18 protein-coding genes are annotated in these 20,063 nt (G+C 69.6%); 5 read left to right on the forward strand and 13 right to left on the reverse strand.

Annotation, left to right across the window (positions count from 1 at the left end; all coding sequences use genetic code 11):
- Nucleotides 1-277 precede the first annotated feature (277 nt).
- Nucleotides 278-1,408: a phosphotransferase family protein gene (locus AB0H49_RS22300; RefSeq protein ID WP_357253986.1), complete on the forward strand. Its 1,131-nt coding sequence runs from the start codon at nucleotides 278-280 to the stop codon at nucleotides 1,406-1,408.
- A gap of 8 nt (nucleotides 1,409-1,416) precedes the next feature.
- On the forward strand, nucleotides 1,417-2,520 hold the full coding sequence (locus tag AB0H49_RS22305; protein ID WP_357253987.1) for a hypothetical protein: 1,104 nt from the start codon (nucleotides 1,417-1,419) through the stop codon (nucleotides 2,518-2,520).
- Nucleotides 2,521-2,674: 154 nt separating this feature from the next.
- Here AB0H49_RS22305 and AB0H49_RS22310 read toward each other — a convergent pair whose 3' ends face one another.
- The 7 genes from AB0H49_RS22310 to mqo form a co-directional block, all read right to left on the reverse strand.
- Nucleotides 2,675-3,526, reverse strand: a complete 852-nt coding sequence (locus AB0H49_RS22310; RefSeq protein WP_357253988.1) for an alpha/beta fold hydrolase — start codon at nucleotides 3,524-3,526, stop codon at nucleotides 2,675-2,677.
- A gap of 297 nt (nucleotides 3,527-3,823) precedes the next feature.
- Nucleotides 3,824-4,204 carry a cobalamin biosynthesis protein gene (locus tag AB0H49_RS22315; RefSeq protein ID WP_357253990.1) on the reverse strand — a complete coding sequence of 127 codons (381 nt, stop codon included), beginning with the start codon at nucleotides 4,202-4,204 and terminating at the stop codon, nucleotides 3,824-3,826.
- Nucleotides 4,205-4,672: 468 nt separating this feature from the next.
- Nucleotides 4,673-6,373, reverse strand: a complete 1,701-nt coding sequence (locus tag AB0H49_RS22320) for a cobyrinate a,c-diamide synthase (RefSeq protein WP_357253992.1) — start codon at nucleotides 6,371-6,373, stop codon at nucleotides 4,673-4,675.
- 37 nt (nucleotides 6,374-6,410) lie between these two features.
- Complete coding sequence (cobO, locus tag AB0H49_RS22325) at nucleotides 6,411-7,025, reverse strand: cob(I)yrinic acid a,c-diamide adenosyltransferase (protein ID WP_357253994.1); 615 nt, start codon at nucleotides 7,023-7,025, stop codon at nucleotides 6,411-6,413.
- Between the two features lie 43 nt (nucleotides 7,026-7,068).
- A complete protein-coding gene (locus AB0H49_RS22330) occupies nucleotides 7,069-9,036 on the reverse strand; it encodes a magnesium chelatase subunit D family protein (protein ID WP_357254207.1) in 1,968 nt (655 codons plus the stop codon).
- Between the two features lie 246 nt (nucleotides 9,037-9,282).
- Nucleotides 9,283-9,732 carry a GNAT family N-acetyltransferase gene (locus AB0H49_RS22335; RefSeq protein ID WP_357253996.1) on the reverse strand — a complete coding sequence of 150 codons (450 nt, stop codon included), beginning with the start codon at nucleotides 9,730-9,732 and terminating at the stop codon, nucleotides 9,283-9,285.
- Between the two features lie 18 nt (nucleotides 9,733-9,750).
- On the reverse strand, nucleotides 9,751-11,259 hold the full coding sequence (gene mqo, locus AB0H49_RS22340) for a malate dehydrogenase (quinone) (RefSeq protein WP_354999421.1): 1,509 nt from the start codon (nucleotides 11,257-11,259) through the stop codon (nucleotides 9,751-9,753).
- A gap of 297 nt (nucleotides 11,260-11,556) precedes the next feature.
- On the opposite strand from mqo, the gene AB0H49_RS22345 reads away from it, so the two are divergent.
- A complete protein-coding gene (locus AB0H49_RS22345) occupies nucleotides 11,557-12,621 on the forward strand; it encodes an alpha/beta hydrolase (RefSeq protein WP_354999420.1) in 1,065 nt (354 codons plus the stop codon).
- Here AB0H49_RS22345 and AB0H49_RS22350 read toward each other — a convergent pair.
- The 3 genes from AB0H49_RS22350 to AB0H49_RS22360 are packed head-to-tail and all read right to left on the reverse strand — an operon-like array spanning nucleotide 12,601 to nucleotide 14,772.
- On the reverse strand, nucleotides 12,601-13,164 hold the full coding sequence (locus AB0H49_RS22350) for an alpha/beta hydrolase (RefSeq protein ID WP_357253998.1): 564 nt from the start codon (nucleotides 13,162-13,164) through the stop codon (nucleotides 12,601-12,603). The two genes, AB0H49_RS22345 and AB0H49_RS22350, sit on opposite strands and share 21 nt — an antisense overlap.
- Before the next feature lie 56 nt (nucleotides 13,165-13,220).
- A complete protein-coding gene (locus tag AB0H49_RS22355; protein WP_354999418.1) occupies nucleotides 13,221-13,493 on the reverse strand; it encodes a hypothetical protein in 273 nt (90 codons plus the stop codon).
- A gap of 46 nt (nucleotides 13,494-13,539) precedes the next feature.
- A complete protein-coding gene (locus AB0H49_RS22360; protein WP_357254001.1) occupies nucleotides 13,540-14,772 on the reverse strand; it encodes a serine hydrolase in 1,233 nt (410 codons plus the stop codon).
- Between the two features lie 118 nt (nucleotides 14,773-14,890).
- On the opposite strand from AB0H49_RS22360, the gene AB0H49_RS22365 reads away from it, so the two are divergent.
- Nucleotides 14,891-15,580, forward strand: a complete 690-nt coding sequence (locus AB0H49_RS22365; protein WP_357254003.1) for an LppP/LprE family lipoprotein — start codon at nucleotides 14,891-14,893, stop codon at nucleotides 15,578-15,580.
- Nucleotides 15,581-15,667: 87 nt separating this feature from the next.
- On the opposite strand, the gene AB0H49_RS22370 is transcribed toward AB0H49_RS22365, so the two are convergent.
- Both AB0H49_RS22370 and map read right to left on the reverse strand, forming a co-directional pair.
- Nucleotides 15,668-17,239 carry a cobyric acid synthase gene (locus AB0H49_RS22370; RefSeq protein ID WP_357254005.1) on the reverse strand — a complete coding sequence of 524 codons (1,572 nt, stop codon included), beginning with the start codon at nucleotides 17,237-17,239 and terminating at the stop codon, nucleotides 15,668-15,670.
- A gap of 43 nt (nucleotides 17,240-17,282) precedes the next feature.
- Complete coding sequence (gene map, locus AB0H49_RS22375; protein WP_357254007.1) at nucleotides 17,283-18,146, reverse strand: type I methionyl aminopeptidase; 864 nt, start codon at nucleotides 18,144-18,146, stop codon at nucleotides 17,283-17,285.
- 115 nt (nucleotides 18,147-18,261) lie between these two features.
- Here map and AB0H49_RS22380 point away from each other — a divergent pair, with 115 nt between their 5' ends.
- Complete coding sequence (locus AB0H49_RS22380; RefSeq protein WP_357254009.1) at nucleotides 18,262-19,272, forward strand: LLM class flavin-dependent oxidoreductase; 1,011 nt, start codon at nucleotides 18,262-18,264, stop codon at nucleotides 19,270-19,272.
- Nucleotides 19,273-19,276: 4 nt separating this feature from the next.
- Here the strand turns inward: AB0H49_RS22380 and AB0H49_RS22385 are convergent, their stop codons facing one another.
- Nucleotides 19,277-20,044, reverse strand: coding sequence for a GntR family transcriptional regulator (locus AB0H49_RS22385; protein ID WP_357254011.1), 768 nt, complete (start codon nucleotides 20,042-20,044; stop codon nucleotides 19,277-19,279).
- Nucleotides 20,045-20,063: the final 19 nt, after the last annotated feature.

Consider the following 20,063-nt stretch of genomic DNA (forward strand, 5'->3'; position numbering starts at 1 on the left):
GATCCCTCCTCACTTCCCTGGACGACATTCCGTGAGGACGGTATCCACGCGAACCGCCCGGCCGCTTCCGGCAGGATCCCGATTTCCGGCTCCGTCGCGCGGGGTAGCCGCCATACTCCGAAAGGATGAGGCGAACCCGTGTCAACCCTGGAGTTCGGTCAGCGAACCAATCCCGTGATTCCCCGTGACCCCCGATTAGAACGCGTTACAGTTCGGTTGTTCCGGGAGGAAATGCCGGGTGGTGGGCGGTCCGCCGCCCGACTACAGGAGGACGATGATGGCCGACGAGCCCGATCCCACCGAGCGGCGCCAGCTCACGATCAGCGAACGCGATCTCCAGGGCCTCGCCGAGGACCTGTCGCGCTGGCTGGCGGGCAAGGTCGCGGCCGACGAGCCGCCGCGCGTGCACGAGCTGACGCTGCCGCAGGGTTCCGGGATGTCGAGCGCCTCGGTGCTCTTCGACGCGGAATGGAGCGTGGGGGGTCGCAGCGAAGGCGGCTCGTTCGTCGCGCGGCTGGCCCCGAGCGCCGCCGACTTCCCGGTCTTCGAAACCTACGACCTGGCCAAGCAATACCGCGTAATGGAGGGCGTCGCGGCCGCCACGGACGTGCCGGTGCCGCCGCTGTGCTGGCTGGAGACCGACGAGAGTGTCCTCGGCACACCGTTTTTCGTGATGCGCCGGATCGACGGACGGGTTCCGGCCGACAATCCGCCATATGTCTTCTACGGCTGGCTGTTCGACGCCGAGCCCACCGAACGCGCGCTGCTGACCGACAACACCCTCGCCGTACTGGCCAAGATCCACGCCATCCCCGACCCCGCCGCCAGGTTCCCCATGCTGGACGGGCCGGGCCAAGCCTTGCGCAGGCACGTGGACTGGCATCGCGCCTGGTACCGCTGGGCGCTGGCCGACGACGGATATCCGATCCCGTTGATCGAGCGCGCTTTCGACTGGCTGGACGCGCACTGGCCCGCGGACCCCGGCCCGGATGTGTTGTCCTGGGGCGACTCCCGCCCCGGCAACATCATCTACGACGGGTTCGAGCCGGTCGGCGTATTGGACTGGGAGATGGCGGGTTTGGGGCCGCGCGAGCTGGACATCGCCTGGATCATCTTCATCCACCGGTTCTTCCAGGATCTAGCGACCCGCTTCGAGCAGCCAGGCCTGCCGGACTTCCTGCGTCGCTCTGACGTGGTGGCGAAATACGAAGAGCTGACCGGTTATACGGTACGCGACCTGGATTTCTACCTCGTCTACGCCGCGCTGCGGCACGGGATCGTGATGGCCAGGGTCAAGCGCAGGATGATCCACTTCGGCGAGGACACCGACACTCCCGACCGGGACGACTACGTGATGCACCGGGCAAGCCTGGAGGCGCTGCTCGACGGAACCTACGACTGGACATGAGGAACACCATGGCCGCACCCGCGCCCCTCGACGAATACCCCATCCATCAGACGCCGCTCTCGTTGGGCAGGGTCGGCACCAGCGACCGAAACTTCTACGACCGCAGCTACTTCAACGCCCACGACCGCGACGGCGGCACGCTGCTGATCACCGGCCTCGGCGTCTACCCGAACCTGGGCGTGACCGACGCCTACCTCGCGGTCCGCCGCGGCGACGAAGTGCGCTCGGTGCGGTTCTCCGACGCCCTCGGCGACCGCAGCTTGGACATGCGGGTCGGCGGCTACCGCATCGAGGTGCTCGAACCGCTGCAGCGGCTGCGCGTCGTCTGCGAGCACGACGAACTGAGTTGCGACCTCACCTGGAACGGGGCCTTCCCCACCGTCCAGGAACAGCCACACCTGATCCTCACCGGCAACCGGCCCATCATCGAGGCGTCCCGCTTCGCGCAGGTCGGCTCTTGGGCCGGAACGCTGAGCGTGGACGGCACCGACATCGCGGTCGACCCCGCGGTGTGGACCGGCACCCGCGACCGCTCCTGGGGCATCCGGCCGGTCGGCGAGACCGAGCCCGCGGGGCGCGCCGCCGCCGAGCCTTCGGGCGGATTCTGGTGGTTGTACGTGCCGCTGCGCTTCGACGATTTCGCGATCGTGGTGATCGTGCAGGAGGAGCCGGACGGCAGGCGCACCCTCAACGACGCGGTGCGCATCTGGCCGGACGGCCGCACCGAACAGCTCGGCTGGCCCCGCGTCAGCATCCGCTACCGTTCGGGCACAAGGATTCCCGTCGCCGCCCGGCTCGACCTCACGACGCCGGACGGCAAATCGCTGGAGGTCGAGATCACCCCCGGCACCGGCGTCCCGCTGCACATCGGCTGCGGCTACGGCGGCGACCCGGACTGGCTGCACGGCCAGTGGAAGGGCCGCGACTGGTCCGAATCCCGCCGCTACGACCTCACCGACCCGACCATCGCCCCCCGCATCCCGTACGGCGTCATCGACCACGTCGCCCACGCCCGCTGCGGATCGGCCGAAGGTTGGGGCCTGTTCGAACACGCCTCCCTCGGTCGCCACGATCCCACCGGGTTCGCCGACTGGGCGGCGGTCGCGCCGTAGTCGGCCGAACTGCGATCAGCCGCACAACGAACCGCTCGACCGGCTCCACCGAGCCGGTCGTGCGGGCACCGCACGTGACACTGCTCTACGACGGGCGCGCAAGTCTCGGACACGATCGCTGAGCGCCCCGAAGCGCCCTGCTGTGATCGTCAACTCATCGGAGCAGGAACTCGAGGGTGATCCGCTCGAACGCCTCCTTGGCTTCGACCATCACCCAGTGCCCGCAGTTCGGGAAGATGTGTAGCTCGGCGTTCGGGATCAGGCGCATCGGGATCATCGGCATGTCCGGCGGACACTGCCGGTCGTCGCGACCCCCGGTCAACAAAGTCGGGCGCCGCACCTTGCCCATCATCGACCAATAGGGCGGTAGGCCGGAACTGGCCATCGCCCGCTGCTGCGCCTCGAAAGCCTTGGAGCCGTACATCGCGGCCAAGGTCTTGTGCGACTCCGGATCATTGGCCGTCTCCCAGCGTTCCTCGATCCGCTCTTCGGTGACCAGAGACCGGTCGTAGACCATGCACTCGAGCCAGCGGACCAGCTTCTCGCGGCTCGGTCCGTCGGCGAAGTCCTGCAGCAGCCGTGTACCCTCACTCGGGTTCTGGCTGAAGATGTTCGGACCCACCCCGCCTATGGTGACGAGCTTGCTCACCCGCTCGGGATTCTTCATTGCCACGTTGATGCCGACCACTCCGCCCATCGAATTGCCTATCATCGCGGCGGATTCGATGCCGAGTGCGTCCATGAAGCGGATCACCGACGACACTGCCGTCAGCACGGGATGTCCGTCGACGGGATCGCTCACGCCGAATCCGGGGAATTCAAGGATGTAGCAGTGGAAGTGCTCGGCGAACACATCGAGGTTTCCTCGGTAGTTCCGCCACCCGCTGACCCCGATGCCGGAGCCGTGTAGCAGCAGCAACGGTGATCCTTCGCCCGCCTCGTGGTAGCGCAACACCCCCTTGTCGGTGGCGATCTCCCTCATGGTCCCCTCGTAGGTCGTGTCCATTCCACAACACTAGAACACGTTACAGTTCATGGTTTTCGACCCCGACGCCTTCATCAACACCCAAGCCGTCGCCGCCGTCGCCCGCATCACCCGCGGCAACTTCCTTCTCCTACAACAACTGTTCGCCCAGATCCACCGCGTCATGAAGATCGACGAACTCAACGCCATCACCGCCGACGTCGCCCCGAAACCGGCCGCAGCACCCTCGTCATCGGCACCACCTGACCCTGCGAAGACCGCCACTCATCGCTGCGAGTCACACCCTCGCGCCCCGGTCTCCGTGTGCCATGCGAATGATCAGCCGCTGAGACGCGCCACCGCGACCGTGACGTCGCCGTGTACCTCTTTGGTACGCACCAGTAGTCCCCCGGCGGCAGCAAGGACGGCCGCGGCCTCCGCGACACCGGCCGCGCCAACCGCCGCCTTGGTGCGGGCGGCCGGGTTGGGCACCGTGACCGTGTCCAACTCCGCGGCGGTGAAGGTGCGCACCGGAACACCGAGTTCGGCCGCCGCCGCGCGCAGGCCTGGCTCCTCGCCACGCCGGTCGATGGTCGCGAGGCAGGCCAGGGACTCGTCGCCGACCGCGTGTCGTACGGCCGTGAGGATCGCCGCAGCCGCGGTCCCTGGCCGCATACCGACGCCGACCGCTATCCGGCGGTTGAGCTCAGCGGGCGACATCCGTGCGGGCCTGGTCGACGGCGGTAGACGTGCGCAGCGGAGTACCGGGTTCAACTGCCGCGCGCAAACCCGGCTCCTCCCAGCACAAGTCGATGGTGGCGAGGCAGACGGGTGACTCGCCGCGGACCATATGTCGCGCGGCGGCGAGATTCACAGTGGTCGCGGTTCCCGGCCGACTGTTCGACGCCGACCTCGATCGAGAGGCTAAGCCCAGCGAGGGTCGGCGGCGCGAGCGTAATCGACAGCTGCGGACGAACGGGCTGTCGCCACGAGGCTTCCGCTGACCGGCGGAGCTCAGCAGGCGACATCGGCGCGATGATATTCGACGGCGGCTTCGGGCAAACGGGCTGGCGCCTGGGGGTTTCCGCTGACCGGCGGAGCTCAGCGGGCGACATCGGCGCGGTGATATTCGACGGCGGCTGCGGGCAAACGGGCTCGCGCCACGGGATTCTCGCTGACCGGCGGAGCTCAGCGGGAGACATCGGCGCGAGCGTAGTCGTCGGCAGCGGCGACGAAACGGGCTGTCGCCGCAGGGTTCCCGGCAGGATGGGTGTGCAGGTAGGAGGCGTGCACGCGGCCGACGAGCGCGCCCTCGCGGACGCGAGCGCCCGAGCCGTCGCGCCAGCCCCAGGCGGGGGCGTCCTGCGCGGCGGTGACCAGTCGGGTGCGGTGAAATTCGTGCCCGCGCACGCGCTCCCCCGCCCGCCAGAGCGCGGAGTCGGCCAGCGCGACGGCGTCCCGGTAGCCCAGGGTCAGGCGCGGGCCGAATTCGGCGTCGGCGTCGACGACGCCCGCCATGGCGTGGCCGTCGAGGGATCGGGTCAGATACAGCAGACCCGCGCATTCGGCGTGGATCGGCAGCCCGGCGCGGGCGTGTTCGCGGACCGCGGTCAGCAAGGGTTTGTTCGCCGCGAGGTCAGCGGCGTGCTCCTCGGGGAATCCACCGGGCAGTACGAGACCCGCTGTCCCCGAGGGCAGCTCGTCACGCAGCGGATCGAAGACAACCACCCGCGCCCCAGCGGCGATCAGCAGTTCGCGATGCTCGGCATAGCCGAAGGTGAACGCGGGCCCGCCCGCCATAGCGATCACGGGACCGTCACCACAACGGCCGGTTTCCACCACACCGTCACGGCCGAAGCTGTCCGAGATCGGCCCAGCGGAGACCCACCCCGAGGTAGCGGCCGGGCCGACACCGATCGCGCGTGCGGTGCGGGCACGATGGTCGTCAGCGGGCCCCTCGCCGTGCGCCGCGGTCGGCCACCGCGAAGCCGGCTCGCCGCCGCCCGCGCGGCCAGGACCGGTCGTGGCACCGCCTTCGATCGGCCTACCTGGTCCACCGAGCGGCGCGGATCCGGCAGCTCGCCGTGGCACGCCGGTTGTGTACGCACCGACGCCGGTCGCCGAATCACCCTCGCTCGCCTCACGAATGGCCGACACCGGATCCCACACGGACCCGCCCAACGTCGGCCGCGCCAGCGCCGCTACCGCCGCCAAATCCACATGGGCGGCAACGAGATCGGTCATCGCCTCGACCGCCGCCGACGCCGCCGCACCGTGCTCGACGGCGGGAATCAGACCGAGGTGGCGGGACGGCACTTCGAGCGCGGCCATCCGCGGCAGCGACCCGAGCACCGGCAACCCGACCCGCGCGCAGGCAGCGCGCAGCACCTGGTCGTGGCGTTCACTGCCGACGCGGTTCAGAATCACGCCCCCGAGCCGCACACCGCTGTCGAAGGTGGCGAAGCCGTGCAGCAGGGCGGCCAGGCTCTGGCTGTGACCGCGAGCGTCCACCACCAGCACGACCGGCGCGCCGAGCAGTCCGGCCACCTGGGCGGTGGAACCTTCGGCGACAGGGCCGGTTTCGTGCTCGTCGATGCGGCCGTCGAACAGGCCCATCACGCCCTCGACCACCGCTAGATCACAACCCGCCGCCCCGTGGTGGTACAGCGGCACCACCCGGTCCGCGCCGACCAGCACCGGGTCGAGATTGCGTCCGGGACGTCCCGCCGCGAGCCCGTGGTATCCGGGGTCGATGTAGTCCGGTCCGACCTTGAAGGGCGCGACCCGGTGCCCGGCTCGCCGGAGCGCACCGATCAAACCCGTTGCGAGCGTGGTCTTCCCGTTCCCGGAGGCGGGAGCGGCGATGACAACAGCGGGCACTGTGCCCATCACGCCACCGACGGGCGCGCGATCGCACTGCGCCGGTTCACCATTCGATACCCCGCTGCCCCTTGCGCCCCGCGTCCATCGGGTGCTTGATCTTGGTCATCTCGGTCACCAGGTCGGCAGCGTCCATCAACGCCTGCGGCGCGTCGCGGCCCGTGATGACGACGTGCTGGTTACCCGGCCTGTCGACCAGCGTATGAACCACCTCGTCCACGTCGACCCAGCCCCATTTGAGGGGATACGTGAACTCGTCGAGCACGTAGAAGCGGTGCTGTTGGGCGGCGAGCCTGCGAGCGATCTCCCGCCAGCCCGCCAGCGCGGCGGACGCGTGGTCCTCCTCGGTGCCGTGCTTGCGGGTCCACGACCAGCCCTCACCCATCTTGTGCCACTCGACGGCGCCGCCCGCGCCGGTCTCCTCGTGCAGCCGCCCGAGGGTGCGGAACGCCGCCTCCTCGCCGACCTTCCACTTCGCGCTCTTCACGAATTGGAAGACGGCGACGTCGAATCCCTGATTCCAGGCCCGCAGCGCCATCCCGAACGCCGCGGTCGACTTCCCCTTGCCCGGACCCGTGTGCACCGCGAGCACCGGCTGGTTGCGCCGCTGCCGCGTGGTCAGTCCATCGTCCGGAACCGTCTCCGGCACACCCTTGGGCATCGAATCTCCTTGTGCCTCGTGCAACTGATCGGGAGCGGCGAGATCAGGCGGCGCGCGCCGAGCCGCCGCCGGATCCGGTGCGAACGATGTCCGCGACCGCCGAGCCGGTCAACTCGGCGAGCCGCACGTAGCCGCCGCCCAACGCGCCAGCCAACTCGGTCGCCAGGCCGAGCCGCACCATGCCACGCTCACAGTCCACCACCATCGCGGTGACCGCGTCCTTGGCGAGCATTGCGGCGGCGGCACGGGCCCGCGGCACCGGATCGACTCCGCCCGTGGCGCGTCCGTCGGTGAGCAGCACCAGCATCGGGCGACGACGCGGGTCACGCACGCGCTCGCGCTGAATCACCTCGCGCGCCTTCAGCAGTCCCGCCGCGAGCGGGGTCTTGCCGCCGGTGCGCAGGCCCGCCAGGCGGCGGACCGCGATGTCGACCGAGGACGTCGGCGGCAGCACGAGTTCGGCGTCTTGGCCGCGCACGGTGATGACGGCGACCTTGTCGCGGCGCTGGTAGGCGTCGCGCAGCAGACTGACCACCGCGCCGGTGACGGCGGAGAGCCGGTCCCTTGCCGCCATGGAGCCGGACGCGTCGACCACGAAGACGACCAGATTGCCTTCGCGCCCTTCGCGATACGCCCCGCGTAGGTCCTCGGCGGCGAGTGCGAGCGGGCCGTCCACCCGGCCACGGTCGTGCTGGTGCGGCGCGGCGGCGAAGACGGTGCCGAGCAGATGCAGACCCGCGGTGGTCTCGGTGGTGGAGCGGACGACCCGGCCGTGCCTGGTCTGGGCGCGAGACCGGCGGCCCGGCGCGCCCTCGCCGACTCCGGGGACTTCCCAGCGCGGCGGCTTGGCGGCGGCGGGATTCGGTGTGCCGGTGCGTCCTTCGCGCGGCGCGGGTCCGCCGCCGGGGCCTTCGGGTGGTGCGTCGGGTCCGTCGTCCGGATCATCGGGGCCGCGATCACCCTCGGAATCGGCCGAATCGCCGTCGAATTCCGTTGGCGGTGCGGGTTCCTCGGCACGGTCGGCCTCGGCGGCCGCTTCCTTCATGGCTTCGTCGAGTTGTTCTTCGCTGATGCCCGGCTCGTCGAACGGGTCGCGCCGACGACGGTGCGGCAGTGCGAGTTCCGCGGCGATCCGCACGTCCTCCTCGGTGACGGCGTCGCCGCCGCGCCAGGCCGCGTGCGCGGTCGCGGTGCGTGCCACCACGAGGTCGGCGCGCATGCCGTCGACGTCGAAGGACGCGCACAGGGCCGCGATCCGCCGCAGCTCCACGTCGTCGAGGGCGACCTCGGGGAGCCGGTCGCGCGCGGTGCGGATGCGGTCGGCGATCTCCCGGTCGGCGGCGGCGTAGCGGGTCGCGAATCCCGCCGGATCGGCCTCGTAGTCGAGCCTGCGGCGCACCACCGCCATCCGCACGTCGACATCGCGGGAGGCGGCCACATCGACGGTCAGCCCGAACCGGTCCAGCAGCTGCGGGCGCAACTCGCCCTCTTCTGGGTTCATGGTGCCGACCAGTACGAAACGGGCGGGATGCGAATGCGAGACGCCATCGCGTTCGATGTGCACGCGACCCATGGCCGCGGCGTCGAGCAGCACGTCCACCAGGTGGTCGTGCAGCAGGTTCACCTCGTCGACGTAGAGCACGCCGTGGTGCGCGGCCGCAAGCAGACCCGGCCGGAACGCCTGCTCGCCGTCGCGCAGCACGCGCTCCAGATCGAGCGAGCCGACCACACGGTCCTCGGTGGCGCCGACCGGCAGCTCGACCAGCCGCGCGGGCCGCGCGCCCGTCTCGTCCACCACCGGCGGCAACAGATGCGCCAGCGCGCGCACGACGGTCGACTTCGCAGTCCCCTTCTCACCGCGCACCAGCACGCCGCCGATACCGGGATGCACCGCGCACAAGATCAACGCCAGCTGCAGGCGCTCCTGCCCGACCACCGCGGAGAACGGAAACCCTGCCTCGGCGTCTACACGAGGCGAGCGGGACGACGGAGCGGTCTCTACACGGGACAAGGACACGCCACTAGCCTAGGCGCGCCGGTCCGTCCCAAGGAGACCCACCCCGCCAGCGACTCCGATACACGGCCATCCGCCAGTCGGCCACCGCCGGTACCCGATGGAGATACACATTGTCGTCCGACGGCTGCCTGGACCGAGACACGCACGGCCTGCGTCGAACCCCCGCACCATCCACGCACTCCCGACCGCCTCCGAGGCGAGTCTCACGAGCCCGTTCGCGGCCAGCGCGCCAAAATACAGCTACCCGCGCCGCATCGGCATGTGCATGATCCCGTCGTCCTCGAACTCCTCGCCGTCCGGCTGGAAGCCGTGCTTGGCGTACATGTCGACGAGGTAGGTCTGCGCGTTCAGCCGCACGGTGGCCGAGCCGACCTCGGCGAGCGCTGCCTGCAGCAGGCGGGTGGTGTAGCCGTGGCCACGGGCCGGGACGGCGGTACAGAGGCGGCCGATGCGGAACGACTTGACGCCGCTCTCGTGCTCCTCCAGCAGGCGCAGGGTGCAGATGACCTCACCTTCGTCGTCGAGCCAGAAGTGCCGCGTTTCCGGAAGCAGATCGAGTCCGTCCAACTCCGGGTAGGCGCACTTCTGTTCGACCACAAAGACTTCGACGCGAAGTTTCAACAGCTGATACAGGGTCGCCGTATCGAGATCCTGCGCCCATGACCGTTTGAGAGCAACCGTTGACATCATCGCGCCTTGCTATCACACCTACGGCGTCAGCGCGACCCCTGCGTGCTTGGGCGTGTTCGCGTTGGTGAGGTTGAGCGCCTTGTTGGTCCAGTCCCACACCTCGTGGAACAGGGCCTTGTCCTCGGAGAGCTTCACGCCGAGCGACGGGATCATCTCGCGCAGGCGCGGGGTCCAGTCGGCGTACTCGCGCGGGAAGCAGCGCTGCAGGACGTCGAGCATGGCGGTGACGCAGGTGGACGCGCCCGGCGAGGCGCCGAGCAGACCCGCGATGGAGCCGTCCTTGGCGGCGATGACGGCGGTGCCGAGTTCCAGCACGCCGCCGACGCCCTTGCGGCGGATGATCTGCACGCGCTGACCCGCGGTGATGAGTTCCCAGTCGCGGCCCTCGGCCCGCGGGATGAACTCCTCCATGGTGTAGACCTTGCCGGACTGCGACTTGAGCAGCTCGGAGACCAGGTACTTGACCAGCGACATCTCGGTGAGACCGACGCCGAGCATGGGCGCGAGGTTACCGGCGCGGATGGACTTGAACAGGTCGGTGTTGCTGCCGTCCTTGAGGAACTTCGGGGTCCAGCCCGCGTACGGGCCGAACAGCAGCCCCGGCTTGCCGTTGATGACGCGAGTGTCCAGGTGCGGCACGGACATCGGCGGGGCGCCGACGGCGGCCTTGCCGTACACCTTGGCCTCGTGCTTGTCGATCAGGGCCGGGTTGGTGCAGCGCAGGAACTGGCCGCTGACCGGGAAGCCCGCGAAGCCCTTGATCTCCTTGATCCCGGACTTCTGCAGCAGCGGCAGCGCGCCGCCGCCCGCGCCGACGAAGACGAATTTGGCCTCGATGGTGCGGGTCCGGCGGGTGCGCACGTTGCGGACCCGGACCTTCCAGCTGCCGTCGGACTGCTTGTCGAGGCCGAGCACCTCGTGGCCGAAGGCCAGGTTCGCGCCGGTGGCGCCGAGGTGGGCGAGCAGCTCCTTGGTGAGCGAACCGAAGTCGATGTCGGTGCCGCCGTCGGTCCAGTTCAGCGCGACCGGATCGGAGAAGTCGCGGCCCTTGGCCATCAGCGGCAGCCTGCGGGCGAACTCGTCGGGGCTGTCGATGTACTCCATGCCCTCGAACAGCGGGTGCGGAGCCAGCGCCTCGTAGCGCTTGCGCAGGTACTGCACGTCGTCGGCGCCGTGCACGAAGCTGACGTGCGGGATCGGGTTGATGAAGCGGGACGGGTCGCCGAGCACCCCGTTCTCCACCGCGTAGGCCCAGAACTGGCGCGAGACCTGGAAGCGCTCGTTGATGTCGATGGCCTTGGTCACGTCGACCGAGCCGTCGGCGTTCTGCGGGCTGTAGTTCAGCTCGCACAGGGCCGAGTGTCCGGTGCCCGCGTTGTTCCACGGATCGCTGCTCTCCGCCGCCGCGGCGTCCAACCGCTCGAACAACGAAATCGACCACTCCGGCTGCAGCTGACGAAGCAGCGCGCCGAGAGTGGCACTCATGATCCCGGCACCGATGAGTACTACATCGGTCTTTTCAGTCATGGCAGCGTTCGGCACGGGTAGATCGACTTCCTTGTCACTTCTGGCGCGGCCACCGGCACGGTGGTTTGCCTGGGCACGGGCGCTATGTGGTTGTTGCGACGGGGCGCATTGCAATTGTTGCGAGCCTGGCGTGACTCGGCGGTCGATAAGGTTACCCGCCGTTCACCTATCGCCAATTGTGCACCTCGAGGGATCGCATTCCGGCAACGAACCCGGCGAATGTGACGTAGATTCCTCCCTCCTTCCAGGTCGTGCGCGATCTTCATTCCGGGCCGGACCTCGCCTACATTGGGTCTCGTGACGAACGAAACCTCGCTAGACGTGTCCGAGATCACGGAGCAGACGGGGAGCAAGTGGCGGCCGGATGTCTTGGGAGCGGGGTACGAGCAGCGGTCCATCCCGCTGGGCCCGGATCCGGACGGTGAGGGCGACATCTCGGCGACCCTCGTGCGCTATCTCCCCGACTCCGGCGCGGCGGCCACCGAGTGCGCCGTGATCTACGTGCACGGCTTCACCGACTACTTCTTCCAGCAGCACCTCGCCGAGCATTTCGCCGCACGCGGTCACCGCTTCTACGCACTCGACCTGCGCAAGTGCGGCCGCTCGCTGCGCGACGGGCAGAGCCCGCACTACGTCACCGATCTCGCCTTCTACGACGAGGAGCTGAACGAGGCGCTGCGCATCGTCAAGGAGGAGGCAGGCGAGCAGGTGCTGCTGGTCGCGCACTCCACCGGCGGTCTGATCATGCCGCTGTGGCTGGACCGGCTCAACCGGACCGCGGGCGTCGCCGCCTCGGGCATCGTCGGGCTGGTGCTGAACAGCCCCTGGTTCGACCTGCAGGGCCCGTCGTACTACCGGACCATCGGCACGCCGATCATCGGCGCGCTCGGCCGGTTCCGTTCGATGCTGGAGATGCCGGGCTCCGCGATCAGCACCTACGGCGACAGCCTGCACAAGAGCGCCTCGGGCGAGTGGGACTACAACCTGGACTGGAAGCCGCTGGCCGGTGCGCCGGTGCGCTTCGGCTGGCTACGCGCGATCCGCCGCGGCCACTTCCGGCTGCACCAGGGCCTCGACATCGGGGTGCCCGCGCTGATCCTGCGGTCCAGGTTGACCAAGTTCATGCGCAAGTACGGCCCGGCCGCCGACGTGGCCGACACCGTGCTGGACGTGAAGCAGATTCAGCGCTGGTCCGGCTGCCTCGGCGATCGCACCAACATCGTGCCGATCGAGAACGCCCGCCACGACGTGTTCCTCTCCGCGGCCGAGCCGCGCGCCAAGGCGTTCGAGGAGATGGACAACTGGCTGGACTGGCTGGCGGTGTACCGGCGCAAGGCCGAGTCACCAGAGGCTGGTGCGTAGCACGATCTCGGTGGCCAGTTCGTGGTCGGCCTCGGTGGCCACGTTGTCGACGTCGACCTGCACCACGCGGAACTCGCCGTAGACGAAGCGTCCCGAGGCGTCGGCGACCGTGCGCGGCAACCGCTTGGTGACCAGCACGGTGACCGGAAGCTCGAGCGGACGGCAGCCGGGGTCGACGACCACACCGTCGGCTCCGGCGGCCGCCGGGTGGCCGCGGTCGGCCACCACCAGGCTGATGAAACGTCCGAACGGGCCGGAACAGGTCTGCCAGGCCACCGTCGCACCCTCGCCGCGCCCGGCGACGTGCGCGTAGGGAACGTTCAGCTGGTCGAGGATGGCGTGCACCGCCGCGGGATCGAGGCCCTCGACGGACTCGACCACCAGGGTGCGCAGATCGGAAGTGTGCAGCCGCGCGGCGACCTGGTCGTACACGTCCATCGGATCGCCCGCATCGGGCAAGAGCAATACCGTGTGCCGTGATTCCGGGCCGTCGACCCGCACGGTCCAGGACCGGTCACCGACCGTGATCCGCCGAGACTCCATGTCCGAGTACGCTACACCGCCGCTACCCGCTCCGACGGCCTGTCCGGACGACCGGCTCACACCAGCAATCGCATCCCGGTGGTGGTCGCTGCCGTCGGGTTCAGCGTCACGGTGAGATCGCACCCCGCCTCCCGCCCCAGCTGCTCGACGAGCGCGTCCTCGAAGTCGGCTCCGTCGGCGCAGCGCCGCAGGGCCTGCCGCACGGTGTCGGCCCGCTCGACCACGATCTCGGCGGAGGCGAGCAGGCCGAGCATGATCTCGGTGACTGTCTCGGCGTCCAGCCCGTACCGGCGACGCAGCGCCCGATGGATCTCGGTCAGCGCGACCATCGTGACGTAGCCGGGCCGGTTCTTGCTCAGCCCTGGCCAGGACGGTTCAGGGTTCGTGGCGCGGGATCGCCGCCGAGATCTGGGCGACCAGTTGCCAGGGGCGGTTGGTGTCGCCCGTCGCCTTGCCACTCGTGAGGATGGCGCCGGAGAGCCCGCGCGCGGGGTCGGCCCAGCCGTACTGGGTAGTGAGTCCGCTACGGCCGAAATGGGTTTCGGTGTGGCGGCCGAACTTCGAACGGCTGCCGCCGAGTTCGTAACCCGCCGCGCTGACCCGGCCCGCCGCCCCGGGTATCCGGCTCGCCGGGCGCACCGCCGCGTGTAGCGTCTCCGGTCGCATGATCCGGACGCCGTCCAGTTCCCCTCCGCGCGCGAGGATTTCGTAGAAGCGGGACAGTTCGTAGGCGGTGGTGACCAGGTTGCCGGACGGCAGTTCCGCGGTGAGGAACGCGCGGGTTCCCTCGTCGTTCATCCCGCCACCCATCCCGCCGCCGAGCGCCTTGCGCGCCAAGAACTTCCACACCCGCGACGGACCGGGACCGACCGGTACGCTCGGCGCCACCTGGTCGACTTCCTCGGGCCGCACCCCGAAGTTGGTCCAGCGGAAGCCGAGCGGCGCGAGCACCTGCTCGTGCAGGTGATCCCGCATCCTCCTCCCCGTGGCCCGCTGCACCAGAAGCCGCTGGATCAAACCGCTGGTCAGCGCGTGGTACACGCGAAAACGACCGGGCGGCCAGCTGGGCCGGAGGTCGGCGAGCGCCCGCACCGCCAGCTCCTCGTCGACCACCAGCTGGTAGCCCCGATACGGCGCGGTCACGAACGGCACGCCCGCCGAATGCGACAGCACGTCGCCGATCGTGATGCGCTCTTTGCCGTTGGCGGCGAACTCCGGAATGTATTCGCACACCGGGTCGTTCAGCGCGAACGCGCCCTGCTCGGCCAGCATCGCCATCAGCGCCGCCGAGACGCCCTTGGCGGTGGAGAATCCGCAGAACGGCAGATCCGGCGTCGCGAGCACCCGCGCCACGTCCGGACCGTCCCCCGGCCCGTTGCCCCACCCGTGCCCGATCGCCCGGTTCAGCAGGATCTTCCCGTCGCGCCGCAGGCACACCTGAATCGCCGGTGTGGTTCCCAGCCGGTACCAGGCGCGCACCGACTCCCACACGGCGTCGATCGCGGCGGGGCTCACCCCGGCATCGGCCGGATCGTCTTCCGGGCCGGTCGTCGTCACCGAATCCAGATCCGCGGCGACCGTCACCAACAAACCAGCGGGCGTATTCACCCTGCCAGCCTAACGATGCCCCGACTTCCTCTGTCTAACGTGCCGATAGCGCCCCGCGATGGAACAAGAGAGCGTGCGATGGCACGGTCTCGACAGAATCGAGGGGACGATGAACCACATGGTTCGCATAGCCGCGCTGATAGCCACCGCGGCCGCACTGGCAGCAGGCTGTAGCAGCGACGACTCGGGGCAATCCACGCCGAGTACACAGCGGACGACGGTGGGGGCCGCGTCCACGCCCGGCGGAACGACCGCACCCGCGGCGCCCAGTCCGCAGGCGCCCGGCGGAGCAGCCACACCCGAGCCAGGGACGAGCCCACCGCCCGCCGCGACACAAGCGCCGCAGCAGCCCGACCCGTCCACCCCTGTCGTCACCACGCCCGCGCCGACCGACGACATCAGCGGCCCCGGGCGCTGCGTCGACCCCGCCTCGGCGGGTGTGCGCACCGCGCTGGCCGGACTGGGCGAAGGCTGGCATGCCACGCAGGCCTCGACCGACCAGCCGGGTAGCTGCGGACAGTTGCTGTGGGTGCGAGCCGTGGGCGGAAATTCGGCGGGCGCGCCGATCCACGTGATGTTCTTCCACGACGGAAAGTACCTGGGCACAGCGACTTCCGAAGCCTACGCGTTCACGCACGTGGCGGGTTCGAACGGCAACTCGGTCAGCGTCCAATACAAGTGGCTGGTGGCCGACGAGCCGTTCGCCGCGCCGCAGGGCGGTCCGGTCACGATCACCTACACCTGGACCGGTTCGGGTGTCGCCATGAGCGACCCCCTGCCGAAGGAGGTCACCGACCCGCAGCGCTAGCGGCCGGGGACGTTGGCGGCAACGCCACGCCCAGTCGTCGCGCCCACCACTCGGCCGGGGACCGTGAGCCGGGTGGCAGGCCTCGTCCTAGCGCCGATCCGCTACGTCGGGCGCGTCGAGACTCGAGGTGAGCGTGGGCATCGCGCCGGGCGCGCCCTCGGCGATCAGCCTCTCGAGCAGGTTCGTGTCGAGGTGGTTCTCCATCAGATCCGCGAGCAGATCCAGTTGGGCGGTCCGCACGGCGGCGACCGAAGTCGCCTCGGCGGCAACGAAACCCGCGCGGCCCGCCCGGCGGGCGACTTCGCGCAACCACGCGCGGCGGAAGTCGTCGGATTCCATCAGTCCGTGCAGGTGCGTTCCCCAGATCGCGCCGCGAACACTGCCCTCCGGCTCCCCCGCCGCCACGAGCCACGCGGGATCGCCGCTGCGCGTCACCCGACCGTGGTGAATCTCGTAGCCGTGCAACGGAATACCTTCGGTCCCGAGAGACCTGAGGGGGTCCGCCGCACCGTGACCTTCGCTGCGACGCAACACCTTCGGTTCGGCGAACTCGACGTCCAGGTCGAGCAGGCCGAGTCCGTCGACCGTGCCCGCCGCCGATTCCACGTCGTCGACGATGCGGCGGCCGAGCATCTGATAACCGCCGCAGATGCCGAGGATGGGCCGTCCGGCCGCGGCGCGCTCGGCCAGGGCGGCACCGATTCCGCTGCGGCGCAACCAGTCCAGATCCGACACCGTCGACTTGCTGCCGGGCAGCACCACCAGGTCGGCGTCGGCCAGCCGGGAGGGATCGCGCACCCAGCGCACCGCGACGCCGGGTTCACAGGCCAGCGCCTCGACGTCGGTGGAGTTCGAGATGCGGGGCAGCCGGATGGCGGCGACCGTCAGCCATTCCGTGCCCGCGGGTGTGGCCGGACGACCGACCGGTGCGTCGGCGATGGTGCCGAGCGAGTCCTCGGCGTCGATCCACAGTTCTTCGGTGAACGGGACGACACCGAGAGTGGGTCGCCCGGTCAGCTCGGTGAGCCGGTCGAGGCCCGGCCGTAGCAACTCGACGTCACCGCGAAACTTGTTGATCACGAAGCCCGCGATGAGCCGCTGGTCGTCGGGTTCCAGCACCGCCAGCGTGCCGAACAGATGCGCGAGCACTCCGCCCCGATCGATGTCGCCGACGACGAGCACCGGCAGCCCCGCGGCCTCGGCCAGCCCCATGTTCGCCAGATCGGTAGCGCGCAAGTTGATCTCGGCGGGCGATCCAGCGCCCTCGCAGATCACCACGTCGAATTCGGCTCGCAGCGCGTCGAGTTCGGCCGCGACGACCGCGCGCAACGCCTGCCGGTGCCGGAAATAGTCGGCCGCGCCCACGGTGCCGACGGCCTTGCCGCGCACCACGAGCTGCGAGCGACGGTCGCTGCCCGGTTTCAACAGCACCGGGTTGAACCGCACGCTGGGCTCCAGACCGCAGGCCTGCGCCTGCAACGCCTGCGCGCGTCCGATCTCGCCGCCGTCCAGCGTGACGACCGAGTTGTTGGACATGTTCTGCGCCTTGAACGGCGCCACCCGCACGCCCTTCCTGGCCAGCATGCGGCAGATCCCCGCCACCACAACGCTTTTCCCGGCGTCGGAGGTGGTGCCCGCGACGAGCAGCGCGCCCTTCATCGGGCCCGCTCCCGTCCGTGGAGAGCGGGGCCGCGGCGGGCGCTCACGGCAGGGTAAGGATTTCCGCGCCGGTGTCGGTGACGACCAGGGTGTGCTCGAACTGCGCGGTCCACTTGCGGTCCTTGGTGACCACGGTCCAGCCGTCGTCCCAGATCTCGTAGTCGATGCCGCCGAGGTTGATCATCGGCTCGATGGTGAAGGTCATGCCGGGCTCGATGACCGACTCCACCGCAGGCTGGTCGTAGTGCAGGATCACCAGGCCGCTGTGGAAGGTGGGGCCGACGCCGTGGCCGGTGAAGTCGCGCACCACGCCGTAGCCGAAACGGTTGGCGTAGGACTCGATGACGCGCCCGATCACGTTGAGCGCCCGGCCGGGACGGACCGCCTTGATGGCCCGCATGGTGGCCTCCTCGGTCCGTTCCACCAGCAGCCGGACCTCCTCGTCGACGTCACCGGCGAGGAAGGTCTTGTTGGTGTCGCCGTGCACGCCGTCGATGTAGGCGGTGACGTCGATGTTGACGATGTCACCGTCCTCGATCACGGTGGAGTCCGGAATGCCGTGGCAGATCACCTCGTTCAGCGAGGTGCAGCAGGACTTCGGAAAGCCCTTGTAGCCCAGCGTCGACGGGTACGCGCCGTGGTCGCAGAGGAATTCGTGGGCGATGCGGTCCAGTTCGTCGGTGGTGACGCCGGGCGCCACCGCCTTGCCCGCCTCCTCGAGCGCCTGCGCCGCGATCTTGCCCGCGACGCGCATCTTCTCGATGGTCTCCGGCGTCTGCACCCAGGGCTCGCGCCCCTCGTTGACGGTCTTCTTCCACGCGTACTCCGGTCGCTCGATGGAGCGCGGCACCTCCCGAGTGGGCGAGAGCGTGCCGGGAACGAGGGGCTTACGGGTACGCACGGACATGGGACAAGAGTATCCGCACCCGGTCAGCGGTACCCGTCCGCCCGCGCCGAGACGGAATAGGACCGGACCGCAGTCCGTTTATTCTGGACAACTACTCAGGAAGAGGACGAGAGCTGTGGAACTGGGACTGACGACGTTCGCCGAGCTGTACCCGGCGGGCGACCGGCCCGCGCCGAGCGCGGCGCAGCGGCTGCGCGAAGTGGTCGAGGAGGCGGTGACGACCGAGCGCGCCGGGCTGGATGTATACGGCGTCGGCGAGCATCACCGCAAAGACTTCGCCGCGTCGTCGCCCGCGGTCGTGTTGGCCGCGATCGCGGCGCGCACCGAACGCATCCAGCTGACCAGCGCGGTCACCGTGCTCAGCTCCGACGACCCGGTCCGGGTGTACCAGGACTTCGCGACGCTGGACGGCCTGTCGGGAGGACGCGCCGAGCTGATGGCGGGGCGCGGCTCGTTCACCGAGTCGTTCCCGCTGTTCGGCTACGACCTGGCCGACTACGACGAACTGTTCGAGGAGAAACTGGCGCTGTTGCTGCGCCTGCGCGAGGACGCGCCCGTCACCTGGTCCGGGAAGTTCCGCGCCCCGCTGCGCGACGCGGTCGTCTATCCGCGCACCGAGGACCGGCCGCTCCCGGTGTGGATCGCGGTCGGCGGCAGCCCGGAATCGGTGATCCGCGCCGGGCTGCTCGGCCTGCCGCTGGCCATCGCGATCATCGGCGGCCAGCCCGCGCGCTTCCAGCCGCTGGTCGATCTGTATCACCGGGCCCTGACCGAGGGTGGTCACGAGCGGCAGCCGGTGGCGGTGCACGCGCACGGCTACATCGCCGACACCGACGAAGCGGCCGTCGCCGACTTCTATCAGCCGTACGCGCTGGCCATGAGCACCATCGGCCGCGAGCGCGGCTGGGGTCCGATGACCCGCGCGCAGTTCGACGCGCTGCGTTCGCAGAGCGGCTCGCTGTTCGTCGGAACGCCGGACTACGTCGCCGAGAAGATCGCCGATGTGCGCGACACCCTCGGCCTGGACCGGTTCATGCTGCACACCAGCGTCGGCACGCTGCCGCACGAGAAGGTCCTCCGCAACATCGAACTGCTCGGCGAGAAGGTCGCACCGCAGGTCCGGTGACCGGCTACTTCGACAGTCGCGCCTCGAACGCGATCCGATCGCCGCGATACAGGGCGCGCACCCGCTCGATGGGCGCGCCCTCGTCGTCGACGCTGCGCCGGTGCAGTAGCAGCAGCGGCAGGGCCGTCGTGCATTCGAGCAGGGCGGCCTCGCGCGGGGACGCGAGCACCGTCTCGATGCGCTCGGTGGCGGCGCCGAATTCCACCCCCGAGGCGCGCACGGCCGCATAGAGGGAGGTGGTGGGGTCGTAGCTGTCCCGAAGTCCGGCGAAACGCGACAGCGGAAGGAAGGTGCTCTCCAGTCCGATGCGCTCACCGTCGGCGAGCAGCACTCGCTCCAGATGCATCACGGAAGTGCCCGGAGCCACGCCGAGATCGCGCGCGGTGTCGGCGTCGGCGGGGACGTCCTCCCACGTGACAAGGATGCGCCCCGGCACCCGGCCCAGACTCAGCGCGCCCTCGGTGTAGGAGCGCAGCGACAACGGCTGCACCATCTTCGGCCGGGAGACCACCGTTCCGCGCCCCTGCCGCCGAATCCGCCCTTCCACCAACAGATCTCGCAGCGCCTGCCGAACGGTCTCCCGCGCCACCTCGAATCGCACGGCGAGTTCGCGCTCCGAGGGCACCGGATCGCCCTCGGCCAGCTCGTCGATCATCCCCTCCAGCTCGGTGCGCACTCGATACGACTTCGGCAAGCGCTCCGGCAGGACCAATTCGGTGCTCCCGCCGGATGTCTCGCCGCGCCGACCGCGCGTCACCTCCGTTGCTTCCATGCCCGACAGCCTACCCGCA

Origin of the sequence: Nocardia sp. NPDC050713 (assembly GCF_040654315.1) — a bacterium.
Lineage (GTDB): Bacteria > Actinomycetota > Actinomycetes > Mycobacteriales > Mycobacteriaceae > Nocardia.

Excerpts from the sequence above, each read along its gene's own strand:
- AB0H49_RS22300 (WP_357253986.1), top strand. The coding sequence starts at position 278 with ATGGCCGACGAGCCCGATCCCACCGAGCGGCGCCAGCTCACGATCAGC.
- AB0H49_RS22305 (WP_357253987.1), top strand. The coding sequence starts at position 1,417 with ATGGCCGCACCCGCGCCCCTCGACGAATACCCCATCCATCAGACGCCG.
- AB0H49_RS22310 (WP_357253988.1), bottom strand. The coding sequence starts at position 3,526 with ATGGACACGACCTACGAGGGGACCATGAGGGAGATCGCCACCGACAAG.
- AB0H49_RS22315 (WP_357253990.1), bottom strand. The coding sequence starts at position 4,204 with ATGTCGCCCGCTGAGCTCAACCGCCGGATAGCGGTCGGCGTCGGTATG.
- AB0H49_RS22320 (WP_357253992.1), bottom strand. The coding sequence starts at position 6,373 with ATGGGCACAGTGCCCGCTGTTGTCATCGCCGCTCCCGCCTCCGGGAAC.
- cobO (WP_357253994.1), bottom strand. The coding sequence starts at position 7,025 with ATGCCCAAGGGTGTGCCGGAGACGGTTCCGGACGATGGACTGACCACG.
- AB0H49_RS22335 (WP_357253996.1), bottom strand. The coding sequence starts at position 9,732 with ATGATGTCAACGGTTGCTCTCAAACGGTCATGGGCGCAGGATCTCGAT.
- mqo (WP_354999421.1), bottom strand. The coding sequence starts at position 11,259 with ATGACTGAAAAGACCGATGTAGTACTCATCGGTGCCGGGATCATGAGT.
- AB0H49_RS22350 (WP_357253998.1), bottom strand. The coding sequence starts at position 13,164 with ATGGAGTCTCGGCGGATCACGGTCGGTGACCGGTCCTGGACCGTGCGG.
- AB0H49_RS22355 (WP_354999418.1), bottom strand. The coding sequence starts at position 13,493 with ATGGTCGCGCTGACCGAGATCCATCGGGCGCTGCGTCGCCGGTACGGG.
- AB0H49_RS22365 (WP_357254003.1), top strand. The coding sequence starts at position 14,891 with ATGGTTCGCATAGCCGCGCTGATAGCCACCGCGGCCGCACTGGCAGCA.
- AB0H49_RS22370 (WP_357254005.1), bottom strand. The coding sequence starts at position 17,239 with ATGAAGGGCGCGCTGCTCGTCGCGGGCACCACCTCCGACGCCGGGAAA.
- map (WP_357254007.1), bottom strand. The coding sequence starts at position 18,146 with ATGTCCGTGCGTACCCGTAAGCCCCTCGTTCCCGGCACGCTCTCGCCC.
- AB0H49_RS22385 (WP_357254011.1), bottom strand. The coding sequence starts at position 20,044 with ATGGAAGCAACGGAGGTGACGCGCGGTCGGCGCGGCGAGACATCCGGC.